Annotated in this window: 12 protein-coding genes; 2 read left to right on the forward strand and 10 right to left on the reverse strand. The window is 69.0% G+C overall.

Features of this window, described 5'->3' with window-relative positions; all coding sequences use genetic code 11:
- Window positions 1–7 precede the first annotated feature (7 nt).
- On the reverse strand, window positions 8–1,312 hold the full coding sequence (locus tag ACWPN7_RS13900; protein ID WP_456524953.1) for an FAD-binding protein: 1,305 nt from the start codon (window positions 1,310–1,312) through the stop codon (window positions 8–10).
- 10 nt (window positions 1,313–1,322) lie between these two features.
- Window positions 1,323–2,810 (reverse strand): FAD-linked oxidase C-terminal domain-containing protein, encoded by a 1,488-nt coding sequence (locus ACWPN7_RS13905; RefSeq protein WP_038528913.1) that lies wholly within the window; start codon window positions 2,808–2,810, stop codon window positions 1,323–1,325.
- 255 nt (window positions 2,811–3,065) lie between these two features.
- On the opposite strand from ACWPN7_RS13905, the gene ACWPN7_RS13910 reads away from it, so the two are divergent.
- Entirely contained in the window at window positions 3,066–3,326 is a 261-nt protein-coding gene (locus ACWPN7_RS13910; protein WP_038528916.1) for a phage tail protein, read from the forward strand.
- Between the two features lie 109 nt (window positions 3,327–3,435).
- Here the strand turns inward: ACWPN7_RS13910 and ykgO are convergent, their stop codons facing one another.
- The 7 genes from ykgO to ACWPN7_RS13945 form a co-directional block, all read right to left on the reverse strand.
- The gene (ykgO, locus tag ACWPN7_RS13915) at window positions 3,436–3,561 is read right to left on the reverse strand and encodes a type B 50S ribosomal protein L36 (protein WP_012973122.1); all 126 of its coding nucleotides are present in this window, start codon (window positions 3,559–3,561) and stop codon (window positions 3,436–3,438) included.
- Window positions 3,562–3,681: 120 nt separating this feature from the next.
- Complete coding sequence (locus tag ACWPN7_RS13920) at window positions 3,682–4,647, reverse strand: SAM-dependent methyltransferase (RefSeq protein WP_038528919.1); 966 nt, start codon at window positions 4,645–4,647, stop codon at window positions 3,682–3,684.
- 103 nt (window positions 4,648–4,750) lie between these two features.
- On the reverse strand, window positions 4,751–5,710 hold the full coding sequence (mepA, locus tag ACWPN7_RS13925; RefSeq protein WP_038528922.1) for a penicillin-insensitive murein endopeptidase: 960 nt from the start codon (window positions 5,708–5,710) through the stop codon (window positions 4,751–4,753).
- A 138-nt stretch (window positions 5,711–5,848) separates the two neighbouring features.
- Complete coding sequence (locus ACWPN7_RS13930; RefSeq protein WP_459196984.1) at window positions 5,849–6,982, reverse strand: ABC transporter permease; 1,134 nt, start codon at window positions 6,980–6,982, stop codon at window positions 5,849–5,851.
- A 25-nt stretch (window positions 6,983–7,007) separates the two neighbouring features.
- Window positions 7,008–7,949, reverse strand: coding sequence for an ABC transporter ATP-binding protein (locus ACWPN7_RS13935; protein ID WP_459196983.1), 942 nt, complete (start codon window positions 7,947–7,949; stop codon window positions 7,008–7,010).
- A complete protein-coding gene (locus ACWPN7_RS13940; RefSeq protein WP_459196982.1) occupies window positions 7,946–8,893 on the reverse strand; it encodes an HlyD family secretion protein in 948 nt (315 codons plus the stop codon). The genes ACWPN7_RS13935 and ACWPN7_RS13940 overlap by 4 nt, the downstream gene beginning before the upstream one ends.
- Complete coding sequence (locus ACWPN7_RS13945) at window positions 8,890–9,540, reverse strand: TetR/AcrR family transcriptional regulator (protein WP_349619464.1); 651 nt, start codon at window positions 9,538–9,540, stop codon at window positions 8,890–8,892. The genes ACWPN7_RS13940 and ACWPN7_RS13945 overlap by 4 nt, the downstream gene beginning before the upstream one ends.
- A gap of 367 nt (window positions 9,541–9,907) precedes the next feature.
- Between ACWPN7_RS13945 and nifA the strand changes: the two genes are divergently transcribed.
- Window positions 9,908–11,782 (forward strand): nif-specific transcriptional activator NifA, encoded by a 1,875-nt coding sequence (gene nifA, locus ACWPN7_RS13950; RefSeq protein ID WP_459196981.1) that lies wholly within the window; start codon window positions 9,908–9,910, stop codon window positions 11,780–11,782.
- A 44-nt stretch (window positions 11,783–11,826) separates the two neighbouring features.
- On the opposite strand, the gene ACWPN7_RS13955 is transcribed toward nifA, so the two are convergent.
- Window positions 11,827–12,852: a hypothetical protein gene (locus tag ACWPN7_RS13955; protein WP_459196980.1), complete on the reverse strand. Its 1,026-nt coding sequence runs from the start codon at window positions 12,850–12,852 to the stop codon at window positions 11,827–11,829.
- Window positions 12,853–12,958 lie beyond the last annotated feature (106 nt).

Below are 12,958 nucleotides of genomic sequence, written 5' to 3' on the forward strand. Positions count from 1 at the left end.
GGATGCCTTACACTCCCGCGTACATGCGGCCGGGGCTCAGGATGCCGCAGGGGTCGAAGCTCTCCTTCACCCGGCGGCTGAGCGCCATCACCGGATCGGGCAGCGGGTGGAACACCTCCGCCGTGGTCCGCACGTCCTCCGGCGCACGCACCAGAGTCGCGTGGCCGGCGGTGCCAAGCGCGCCACGGATCGCGGAGGCGGCGTCGGGCGTCGGCGCTACCGCCGCCCAGATCAGCCCGCCGCCCCAGTCGAAGTACAGGTCCGCGTCCAGCGCCCAGCGGATCGACTCCGCCACGCGCGCCCCTTCGGAGGGCTGGACGGAGATTTTCCAGACGTGGCGGGAGGAGTGGCGGGAGTCGTCGCCCCCACCCCAGCCCTCCCCCGCTGGGCGGGGGAGGGAGTCAAGTTCCCTCCCCTGCGTCAGCGGGGGAGAGTTAGGGAGGGGACAAAAGAACGCCACGTCCTTGATTTCCCTCCACACCGCCAGCGACTCGTCCCGGTCGAGCACGGCGTCGGCGCCAAGCTCCTCCTTCAGCGCGGCGACGCGGGCGGTGACGGACGGGCCGAAGCCCTCCACCCGCAGCAGCGTGACCGCCCCGCCCACCGCGGCGACCGCCCGCACATGGGACCGCGCCGCCACCGCGGCCGGCAGATGGGCGGCTCCGGACACGTCGTAGGGGCTCTGCAGCGCCGCGGTCAGCGCCGCCACGGCCCCGGCGTCCTCGCGCCCGGCCAGCAGAAGCGTCCGCACGTCTTCCGGCGCCGGCAGCACCTTCACCGTCAGTTCGGTCAGCACGGTCAGCGTGCCAAAGGAGCCGGCCATCAGCTTGGGCACGTCGTAGCCGGTGACGTTCTTCACCACCTTGCCGCCGCCCTTGTAGAGGTCGCCGCGCCCATTCACCCCCTCGATGCCCAGCGTGTGGTCGCGGGCGGAGCCGGCGCTGATGCGCCGCGGCCCAGCCAGCCCGCTGGCCACCACACCGCCCAGCGTCCCCTGCCCCTCCGGCCGGCCGAACAGCGGCCCGAGGTCCTGCGGTTCGAAGGCGAGCTGCTGCCGGCGCTCCGCCAGCATCGGCAGAATCTCGGCCATCGGCGTGCCGGCCCTGGCGGTCAGCACCAGTTCCTCCGCCTCGTAGGCGACGACTCCGGACAGGCCGGAGAGGTCGAGGGTGTAGGCGGTCTGGATCGGGCGCCCGAGGCCGCGCTTGGACCCCGAACCGGCGACGTCCAGCGGCGTCCCTTCCGATAAGGCCCAGCGCACCGCATCGGCGGCCTGGGCCGCCGAGTCGGGCTTGACGGTGGTCACGGTCATGCGGATGGCCTCAAAAGCGGGGGATGTCGGGGAAGCGCAGCTCCCCCTTGTGGATGTGCACGCGGCCCAGCTCGGCGCAGCGGTGCAGCTTGGGGAAGACCTTGCCGGGGTTCAGCAGCCCGTCGGGGTCGAAGGCGCATTTGATCCGCTGCTGCTGGTCGAGATCGACCTCGTCGAACTGGTCGGTCATCAGGTCGCGCTTCTCCACGCCCACGCCATGCTCGCCGGTCAGCACGCCGCCGACTTCCACGCACAGGCGCAGGATGTCGTTGCCGAAGGCCTCCGCCCGCTCCAACTCGCCCGGCTTGTTGGCGTCGTAGAGGATCAGCGGGTGCAGGTTGCCGTCGCCCGCGTGGAAAACGTTGGCGACCCGCAGCGCGTAGCGGTCGGACATCTCCTGCATGCGGTGCAGCACCAGGGGCAGCGCCTTGCGCGGGATGGTGCCGTCCATGCAGTAATAGTCGGGGCTGATGCGCCCCACCGCCGGAAAGGCCGCCTTGCGCCCGGCCCAGAAGGACAGCCGCTCCTCCTCCGAGGTCGAGACTCGGGAGTAGCAGCAGCCCTTGGACCGCGCGATCTCCGCCACCTGCTCAATCAGATGGTCGACCTCCGCCGCCGGGCCGTCCAGCTCGACGATCAGCAGGGCCTCGACGTCCAGCGGGTAGCCGGCGTGGACGAAATCCTCCGCCGCGTGGATGGCCGGCTTGTCCATCATCTCCATGCCGCCGGGGATGATGCCCGCGGCGATGATGGCGGCCACGCAGTCGCCACCCTGCTCGCTGGTCGGGAAGCCGATCAGCACGGCGCGGGCGGTGGCCGGCTTCTTGAGGATGCGCACCGTGACCTCGGTCACCACCCCCAGCAGCCCCTCGGAGCCGGTGACGACGCCCATCAGATCGTAGCCGCCGGCGTCGAGGTGCTTGCCGCCCAGCCGCAGGATGGTGCCGTCCATCAGCACCATCTCCAGGCCCAGCACGTTGTTGGTGGTCAGCCCGTATTTCAGGCAATGCACCCCGCCGGAATTCTCGGCGATGTTGCCGCCGATGGTGCAGGCGATCTGGCTGGAGGGGTCGGGCGCGTAATAGAAGGCCTCATGCGCCACCGCGTTGGAGATGCCGAGGTTGGTCACCCCCGGCTGGGTCACCACGCAGCGGTTGGCGAAGTCGATGTCGAGGATGCGGTTGAACTTGCCCATCCCCAGCAGCACGCCGTCGGCCAGCGGCAGCGCGCCGCCCGACAGGGAGGTGCCGGCGCCACGCGGCACCACCTTCACCCCCATCTCCTTGCAGGTCCTGAGCACCCGGCTCACCTGCTCCGTCGTGCTGGGGAGCACCACGACCATGGGAAGCTGGCGGTAGGCGGTCAGCCCGTCGCATTCATAGGCGCGCAGTTCGCTTTCGTCGACGATCACCCCCTCGCCGGGCACGATGGCCCGCAGCGCTGCGATGATCTCGCGGCGGCGCGCGATGACGCCGTCGTCGGGCGCGGGCATCCGCATGGCCGGCCGTCCTCCCCCATAGTCCGTCGCCCGGATTGTTCCCGCGGCGTTCCCTTCCACAGGTAACATCGGACGGCGGGCGATGCCAGCCCCCTTGCGTTCCGCCCTGCCATAGGCAGGTTTACCTCTTCAACCTTGACGGAAGAACGATGCCCGGATTGCCATTTTTACGGCAGCCAATAAAAAGGGAACCACGGCGCGCCGCCCCGGCGCGCCGGCCACACCTTACGAATGCCACGGAACGGAGATACGCGAATGCACCCCGGCAATCCCGAGATCGATGTCTACATCGGCGAAATCCGCCTGTTCTCCTACGCCCGGCTGCCCCTCGGGTGGTTGCCGGCGGATGGACGCCGGCTCTCGGTCAACCATTTCATCGCGCTTTTCTCGCTGATCGGCACGACCTATGGCGGCGATGGGGAGAAGGAATTCGCTTTGCCGACGCTGGAGTCGCCCGCTCCCGGCCTGCAATACTGCATTGCCGTTGGTGGCGTGTTTCCGCGCCTGCAGGACTGAACGCTTTCCGGACACGCCAAAACGCGACGCCGCGCCGTCCCAAGGGAACGGCGCGGCATCGCGTTCAACAACACAGCACTCGTCGGCCGGGCGGACCCGGCCGCCGGTCTCAGCCCTGACGGGCCTTGAAGCGCGGGTTCTGCTTGTTGATGACGTAGACGCGGCCCTTGCGGCGGATCACGCGGCAGGCCTTGTGGCGCGTCTTCATCGACTTGAGAGAGTTAACGATCTTCATAGTTCTTCATCCTGGTCGGTCGGCGGCTCGATCGAAGGCGCGCACCATAGTGCGGCGCACCCCCGCTGTCAACGGCCCCCGTCGCGGTTGCGTTTCCCGCCGGACGCGGCCGTTTCGACGCTACTCCGCCGGTTTCAGCGCGTAGAAACGGCACACCTTCATGCCCGCCTCGATGGCGGACACGCGGCGGACCCACAGTTCGACCTCGTCCATCACGGCGAGCTTGGTTTCGTGATCCAGATGATGGCGCTCCAGATGCTCGACCAGCCCCTGGATGGCGCTCACGATCAGGCCGCGGTGGGTGTCGGTGATGTCCTCGGCGATTCGCAGGTCCAGGTTCCGCTGGGCGAAGGCGGCGGCCATCTGGTCCTTGGACCACAGATGCGGCTGCATCGGCTCCTTGTCGCACCAGATCTGGACGGCCTTGGCCCCGGCCAGCGCCGGCTCGATCACGTAATCGGTCATCAGCAGGTGGCCGCGCGGCTTCAGCGCCAGTTCCATCCCGTCGAAAAGCTGGTCCTTGCCGCGGACGGAGAACATCCCTTCCTTGTAGACGATGGCGTCCACGCGCTTGGGATAGCTGAAATTCTCCGGGTCGTAGGTTTCGATCGGGGCCTTCTTCTCCAGCCCCTCCTTGAAGGAGCGGATCATCCCCTCCTTCGCCAGAAGCTCCGAGGCCTCCAGGCCGGTGACCCAGCAGCCGTACTTGCTCGCCATGGTGCGGCTGGTGCCACCCAGCCCAGCGGACAGGTCCAGCACGCTCATCGCCGGGTTGAGGCCGAGCGGTTTCACCAGATAGGGGATGTGGTCGTGGCCGCCCGGCGTGTTGAAGCCCTCGCCCCACAGCTTCTCCGCGACCTCGATCCGCGTGGCGCTCCACAGCGGCTTTCCCCAGCGGTTCACGCCGGGGCCATGCCCGCGGGCGGCGGGCTGGGCCGGAGCGGCGCCAGCCTGCGGCTTGCCGTCCCCTTCCCCGCCCCGGCCCTTCAGGCCGGAGAGGTCGTACCCCTCCCACCAGGCGTGAAGGCGGGTCTTGAGCGTGATGCGGGGAGCGCCCGCGTGATCGTGTCCGCTGTTATCGCTCATCGCCTTCGCGCCTGCCCCGTTGCCTGGACCGCCGGACGAATTCATTCCGACTTTCACAGTATCCGGGCGCTCCGTTCGCGCAAGCGCAAAATCCTGCGTCACATTACCGTAGTGCCTTCTCCACGTGCGGATCGTCCATGGCGGCGACCCGCGTCCCGGCGGCGCGCAGCACCGCGGTGCAGGCGGGCGGCATGCTGACGTAGCGCGGCTGCGGCTTGCCGTTGTGCCTCTCCACCACCGGATAGACGGAGCCGAGCCAGGACGCGACCTCGTCGCCGCAGCCATCGCCGTCGGGAATGTCGCGCTGGTCCTCGCACTGCGGGCTTCCCGCCGGGCAGCCCAGGCGGATGTGCATGTGCCCGTCATGGCCATGCCAGGGCCGCAGCTTGCGCAGGAAGGCGCGATCCGGCCAGGAATGGCGGCACATGGCGAGCTTGATCGCCGGGTTGACGAAGATGCGGGTCACCCGAGGGTCGCTGGCGGCGATGCGGACGAGTTGGGCCTGCCGCTCCGACCAGTCCTCGGTGACGCGGACGCGCCCGTAATCGACGTATTTGATCTCGTTCAGGCTTTCCCGCGCGTTGCGCCCCATCGGCGGGTGGTCGAGGCGCAACCAGACGTCGGCGTCGAGCCCGATCTGGTGGCTGGCGTGGCCGAAGCTCATCGGGCCGCCGCGCGCCTGCCCCATGTCGCCGATCAGCGCGGTCCCCAGCCCGGCCGCCGCGACCTTCCGCCCGAAGCCCTTCAGATAGTCGATCAGTTCCGGATGGCCGTAATAGCGCTGGCGGGACATGCGGATCACCTGATAGCCGGTGCCCTCCCCCGGCAGCGCCTGCGCCCCCGTAATGCAGCCCGCGGCGTAGCCGCCGATGGACTGGGCCGGTCCCAGGGCGGGGCCGCTCACCTGACTCCAGGCGATGGAATTGGGAGCCGGCGGTGCGGGCTTCTTCTTCTTGGACGATCCGGCTTCGGCCGGTCCGGCGAGAGCGGCGGCGACCAAGCCGGCTGCGACCAAGGCCGCCGCAAGAATCCCGATCGTCGGGCCAATCGCCAAGCGCCCCATCATCTTCCCCCACGGACCGCCAATCGGGAAAGATTAGAGCCAATGTTCCTTAACGAAATGTGAGGCTCACGCTCATGTCACAGCCGATTTCAACTTGCCGGCTACGATGAAGAGCCGTGCCCGGCCTCCGTTTACTGCTCAGTCCAAGGTCTGCCGGTAGCGCTTCAGCGCGACGACGGTGACCACCGCCAGGAAAATCAGCAGCGCCGCCACCTCCCCCGCGATTTCCGCCGGACCGTTGCCCTTCAGGAGGATGCCGCGGACGATGCGCAGGAAATGGGTCAGCGGCAGCACCTCTCCCACCGCCTGCGCCCAGCCGGGCATGCCGCGGAAGGGGAACATGAAGCCGGACAGCAGCATGGACGGCAGAAAGAAGAAGAAGGACATCTGCATCGCCTGGAGCTGGTTCTTCGCCACGGTGGAGAAGGTGAAGCCCACCGCCAGATTGGCGGCGATGAACAGCACCAGCACGGCGGACAGCAGAGCCAGACTGCCGACGATGGGCACGCCGAACAGCAGCCGGGCGGCCAGGACGATGATGACGACCTGGATGTAGCCGACCAGGATGAAAGGCACGATCTTGCCCAGCATCACCTCGAACGGGCGGACCGGCATCGCCAGCAGGTTCTCCATCGTCCCGCGCTCCCGCTCGCGGGTGACGGCCAGCGCGGTCATCATCACCATGGTCATGGTCAGGACCACGCCCATCAGGCCGGGCACCACGTTGTACTGGGTGATGCCCTCCGGGTTGTAGCGGCGGTGGACCCGCAGCTCGACCGGGTCGGAGGTTGAGCGCAGGGAGGCCAGCGGGCCGGTCAGGTCGGGGTCCAGCGCCTGCCGCGCGAGGGTGGACAGGGCGGCCAGCGCGTTGCTGGTCGCCGCCGGGTCGGTCGCGTCGGCCTCGACCAGCAGCACGGGCCGCTCGCCCCGCTGCAAATCGCGGGAGAATCCGGCGGGAATGGTGACGGCGAACTGCACCCGCCCCTCGGCCAGCAGGCGGTCCAGCTCCGCCGGGCTGCCGGCGGCGCGGGTCACGTCAAAATAGCCGGAATTCGCCATGGCCGACACCAGCGTGCGCGCGAAGGGGCTGGAGTCGGCGGCGTGGACGGCGGTCGGCAGGCTCTTGGGATCGGAGTTGATGGCGAAACCGAACAGTACGAGCTGGAGCACCGGCACCCCCACCATCATGGCGAAGGTCAGCCGGTCGCGCCGCATCTGGATGAACTCCTTCACCATCACCGCGACGAAGCGCGCGAAGGAAAAGTGCGTCATGGCATTCCTCCTTCCACCGGCGCGGTCATGCGAAGTTGTCCGTGCTGCGGTTCATCAGGTGGATGAACACGTCCTCCAAGGTCGGCTCCGTCCGCCGCACCAGCAGGCCCGGGTCGGCGGCCCAGGGGCGCAACGCCTCCTCCAGTTCCGCACCATCGCCGCCGCTGACATGCAGCCGGGCGCCGAAGGCGGCGACCATCTCGACACCCGGACGGTCGCGCAGCGCCGCCGCGACGTGCCCGAGGTCCGGCCCACCACGCCCCCGCGCGCCGACCTCATAGGTGACCAGACCCGAGGTGGCGATCACCTCCTCCACGCTGCCCTGGGTCATCAGCCGGCCGTAGGCGAGGTAAGCGATGGCGTGGCAGCGTTCGGCCTCGTCCATGTAATGGGTGCTGACCAGCACGGTCAGCCCCTCGGCGGCCAGCCGGTGGATTTCGTCCCAGAACTCCCGCCGCGCCTTGGGGTCCACCCCGGCGGTCGGCTCGTCGAGCAGCAGCAGCTTCGGCTCGTGCAGGATGCAGGCGGCCAGCGCCAAGCGCTGCTTCCAGCCGCCGGACAATTCCCCCGCCAGCTGCGCCCGCCGGTTGCCCAGCCCCAGCCGCTCCAGCGCCGCGGCGACCTTCTGCCGCCGGTCCGGCAGCCCGTACATGCGGGCGACGAAATCCAGATTCTCGGCGATGCTCAAATCCTCCCAGAAGCTGAACTTCTGGGTCATGTAGCCGACCTGCCGCTTGATGGCGGCGCTCTGGCGGCGGATGTCGAGCCCGAGGCAGGTCCCCTCCCCCGCGTCGGGAGTCAGCAGCCCGCAGAGCATGCGGATGGTCGTCGTCTTGCCCGACCCGTTCGGCCCCAGGAAACCGTAGATCTGCCCGCGCGCCACCCGGATGGAGAAGCCGTCCACCACCGTCTTGGCGCCGAAGCGCTTGACCAGGCCGCGCACGTCGATGGCGGGCTCCCCGGTCATGGCGGCAGTTCCACATCCACCGGCAAACCGGGGTTGAGCGTCGCCCCGTCCTCCAGCCGCGCCTCGACGCGGAAGACCAGCTTCTCGCGGCTGCCGACGCTGTAGATCACCGGCGGGGTGTATTCCACCCGCGGCGCCACATAGGTCACGCGTGCCGTCAGGCCGGGCGGGCAGCCGTCGCAGCGCACCGTCACCCGGTCGCCCGGACGGACGCGGGTCATCAGCGGTTCCGGAACGAAGACCACCAGCTTCCGCTTCCCCGGCGGCAGCAGCGAGACCACCGGGGCGCCCGCCGGCACCCATTCGCCGGGGTTGAACAACGTGGCCTCGACCAGCGCCGCCTCGGGCGCCGACGGGGCCAGCTCGGCCAAGCGCTTGTCCGCCTGGGCCAGCGCCGCCTCGGCCTGGGCCACGGCGTCCTCGGCGGCGCGGATCTGGTCGGGGCGGGCCGGCAGGTTGGAGACGGCCAATTGCGCGGTCAGCTCCTCCAACCGCGCCCGGTCGCCGTCGCGGCTGGCGCGGGCGGCGTCCAGCCGGTCGTCAGAACTGACCTTGCGCGCCACCAGCGTCTGCTGCCGCGCCAGCTCCGCTTCGGAATAGCGCAGCGCCGCCTCGGCCTGCGCGCGCTGGGCGGCGACCACCGCCAGTTCGTCGGGGCGCCGGCCCGTCCGCAGGTCGGCCAGTTGCGCCCGCGCCTGCCCCAGCGCGGCGGCCAGCCGGTCGCGCTCCGCCCGCGCGCTGGTGCGGTCGAGCGCGAAGAGGGGCGCGCCCGCCTCCACCCGCCCGCCGCGCGTCACCGCCAGCGTGTCGAGCGTCCCGGCCACCGGGGCGGCGATGCGAAGATATTCCCCTTCGGCGTAGCCGTGGGCCAGCGGCACGGCGTCCCCGCCACCCAGCCCGAGGACGGACAGGGCCGCCGCCAGCGTTTCGGCGATCCAGCTCATGACGGCGGCCCTCCCTCCGGAGCGAGGGTCCGGCGCAGCGCGTCGAGATGGGCGGCCAGCAGCGCCGCCACGTCCGGCGGGCGGCCCTCCAGCGCTTCGAAGGAGGAGCGCCACAGCGCGCTCATCAGCATCGGCGCGACGATCAGCCGGACGGTCGAGTCGACGTCCACCGGGCGGAACTCCCCGCGCGCCATGCCGCGCTCCAGCACCGCCGCCAGCAGGGCGAAGGCGCGGCGGATCACCTCGTCGTAATAGAAGCGGGCGAGGTCGGGGAAATTGCCGGCCTCGGCGACGATCAACTTGGGGATGGCGCCGGCACGGGATTTCAGGATGCGCGTCGCGAAGAGCGTCAGCAGAGTTTCCAGCACGGCGAAGCTCGGCCCCTGCGCCCCGGCCAGCAGACGCTCGGCCATGTCCAGGTTGGGCAGGATGGCCTCGCGGACCACCGCCTTGAACAGCTCCTCCTTGTTCGGGAAGTAGAGGTAGAGCGTGCCCTTGCTGACCCCGGCCTGCGCCGCGACGTCGTCCAGCCGGGCCGCCGCGAAGCCGCGCTCGCCGAAGACGGTCAGGGCCGCATCGACGATCTCCCGGGGGCGCGCCTCCTTGCGGCGGCGCCAGCGCGGAACGGCGGGATCATCCTCCGGCATGCCGTCCTCCAGGGTGGAGAAAATATTACTGACCAGTCAGTTATTAGCTGTTTAACGGTAGAAATTCCAGTTTTCTCAAGGGTTGCGCCGTTCTGCCGCAGCCATAAGTCATTGTGCGCCGCAGCAACTGATATGCAAAAGGGCTTGCCTTTCGACCGAGAGTTTCCGAAACTTTCGACAGTCCGCAGCGCGAACGGCTTGTCACGGAAGCACGCGCGGCGGGCGCACCGGTGGTCAAAGGCGCCGATCAGCAACGAGCGCACACCCCACCCCGGGAGGAACGGTTCAAGGCGCCGTGCCGGGATCAATGCGACGAGCGCGCCGGTGCGCGACGTCCGGAGTCCCGGTTGAGCAGGGGGTGTCGATCATGCCGGGTGCAATGCGCCAGTCCACGTCGAACCTGGAACTGCTGACCATCTATGAGGTCAGCAAGATCCTCGGTTCCTCTCTCGACCTCCAGCAGACGTTGCGCGAGGTGCTTCGCGCGCTGGCCTACCAGCTGCAGATGCACCGCGGGCGCGTCTATCTGGTCGGCGAGGACAATGTGCTGCGGCTGGTCGCCGCGAACGGCCTGTCGAACGAGGCCGCGGCGCAGATCGAATTCCGCGACGGGGAAGGCATCACCGGCCGCATCCTGAAGACCGGCATGCCCGCCGTCGTCCCGAACTTGGCGGAGGAACCGTTGTTCCTCAACCGCACCGGCGGGCGCGAGGACCTGGACGAGCAGGTGGCCTCGCTGGTCGGCGTGCCGATCAAGGCGGCGGGGGTGGTCGTCGGCGTGCTGACCATCGACCGCATTTCCGACGAAGGGCCGCAGGGCCATTTCGGCAGCGACGTGCGCTTCCTGACCATGGTCGCCAACCTGATCGGCCAGACCGTGCGGCTGCACCGCACCGTAGCCGAGGAACGCCGCTTCATGATGCGGGAAACCTTCCGCATGCAGAAGGAGCTGCGGCCCGTCGCCGCCCCGATCAACGACGTGGTCTGCACCAGCCCCAACATGCTGGAGGTGATGGCTCAGGTCCACCGGGTGGCGCCCTTCAAGTCCACCGTGCTGATCCGCGGCGAGAGCGGCACCGGCAAGGAATTGATCGCGCGGGCCATCCACAACATGTCGCCGCGCAAGGACGCCCCCTTCATCCGCGTGAACTGCGCCGCCCTGCCCGAATCGCTCCTGGAATCGGAGCTGTTCGGCCACGAGAAGGGCGCCTTCACCGGCGCGCAGAAGGACCACAAGGGCCGGTTCGAGCTGGCGTCGGGCGGCACGCTGTTCCTCGACGAGATCGGCGACATCTCCCCCAACTTCCAGGCCAAGCTGCTGCGCGTGCTGCAGGAGCAGGAGTTCGAGCGGGTCGGCGGGTCCAAGACCATCAAGACCGACGTCCGGCTGATCTGCGCCACCAACCTGAACCTGGAGGAGGCGGTCGGCCACGGCAAGTTCCGTGCCGACCTGTATTTCCGCATCAACGTGGTGACGATCCATCTGCCGCCGCTGCGCGAACGGCGCCAGGACATCGGCCCGCTGGCCCGCCATTTCGTGGCGAAGTTCGCCAAGGACAACGGTATGAATCTCGTCATGGAGGACCAGGCGTTGGAGGTGCTGAACCGCTGCACCTGGCCCGGCAACGTGCGCGAGTTGGAGAACTGTATCGAGCGCGCGGCCACCCAGTCGCGCGACGGCATCATCCGCACCGAGTCCCTATCCTGCAGCCTGAATCTCTGCAACTCCTCGGTGCTGTTCCAGTACCGCACGCTGGGCGCCTCGGTCGGCGGGCTCGCCCCGTCCATGGGGCCAGGGGCCGTCAACCGTGTTCCTCCCGGACGCCCCGGCGGTCCGGCGCCGGCCACCGCGCCGAAGATGCCGGCCCCGGTGCCGGAACCGGCGGGTGCCGGCGGCGGCGCGTGGCCGGCCTGCGCGTCGGGCTGTTCCGCCGGCCCGTCGCCGGTCTGCGGCGCCGCCCAGCCGGTGGTTCCGGTCCCCCTGATCCCGCTGCCCCTGCCCGAGCCGAGCGCGCCCGCCGTCGCGGCTCCCGCACCCGCATCGACGGCCAACGCCGCTCCGCCGCCCGCCGCCGAGGTGCCGCTGGACGAGCCGGAGTCGGGATCGCTGCGCGACCGCCTGCTCTGGGCGATGGAGCGCACCGGCTGGGTGCAGGCCAAGGCCGCCCGCCTTCTCGGCATGACGACCCGTCAAGTGAGCTACGCCTTGCGCAAGTACAACATCGAGATCAAGCGCTTCTGAGGGACGGTGCTCCCCGGCAATTGCGGCCGATCAGGAGCAGCCAATCAATAGCGAACCGCCAGACCGGTTATGTACTTCATGTGCGCCTCCTGCGCCTGGGCATCGGCGGCGCTCGTCGGGGACGGCGCCGGAAGCGAGGGAGGCGTCAGATGGTTGGGCCGGTCGATCTGATAGACCGTGTGGCCCGCCAACGTGCCGGCCTTACGGGTTTCCGCCGAAGAGGCTTGGAGGAATGACCTCAGCTTTTCACCGTAGGTGAGAAGGGCATCCGACGACAAACCGCCCGATGGCACGGTCAGGGGCTTCACCAAGGCGTCGTCCGACGAATAATCCTGATCGGCCGCCACCTTTCGGGATGTCGGCAAACCCGCCCGCTCCGACAGGATGGCAGCGGCGTCCTCTTCGCCGGTCTTGCGCAGTGCCTTGTCGATCGCGTCGAGATCGACGCCCAACGCCTTCAGGCTGTAGGTGGCATCCCCTTGTTTTTTGGTGGAGTTCAGGCGGGAATCGGAAAAGTCTATGGAGAAGAAGCCCGGCATGATGTGCCGTGACATCCCCGTCCGGTCCTTCGCCAGGAGCGGATTCACCGTGCGCGCCGCTAAATCGTTCGACGCCGACGCCCGCTCGTCCTCGCTCATCGCCGCGGTCAGCTTGTCCATCAGCGACGACCGCCGGGCCAGCGTCTGTGACAAAGCACCGCGCAGGTCATCGCTGCTGGTCGTCTCATCGAGGAAAAGGGCGGCGTGATCGTTGTTGTACATGCGCTGCGTCGCGCCCATCGCGCTGACGCGGGCCTGCTTCAACCGCTGTGTGAGGGCATCGTTGACCGTCTCGCCACTGATCTTCCCGCTGTCGACGAGATCGGCCAATTGCTGGCGCTGAGCGTCCGAAAGCGCGCCGAAGGCGGCCAAGCCGTCGCCGCGAAGCGCCCCGCCCAGCCCGCTCAGCGCTACACGATCGGACGCGGCACCGCCACTCGCGGCGGTCGCCCCTGGCGATGCGGGCGCCTCGGTGGATCGGGGCAGGACCGGAAACGACGAAGCCGCCGAGGTCACACCCGATACCGTCATGATCCCCTCCCTGAAAGGCAGGCCGGCGGCGATGCACGTCCAACCGCGGCGAATTCTCTTCGCTGCATCTTATGAGGGAAGAAATAAACGCGCAATATAACCCTTG

This window comes from Azospirillum sp. UENF 312511, assembly GCF_058780635.1.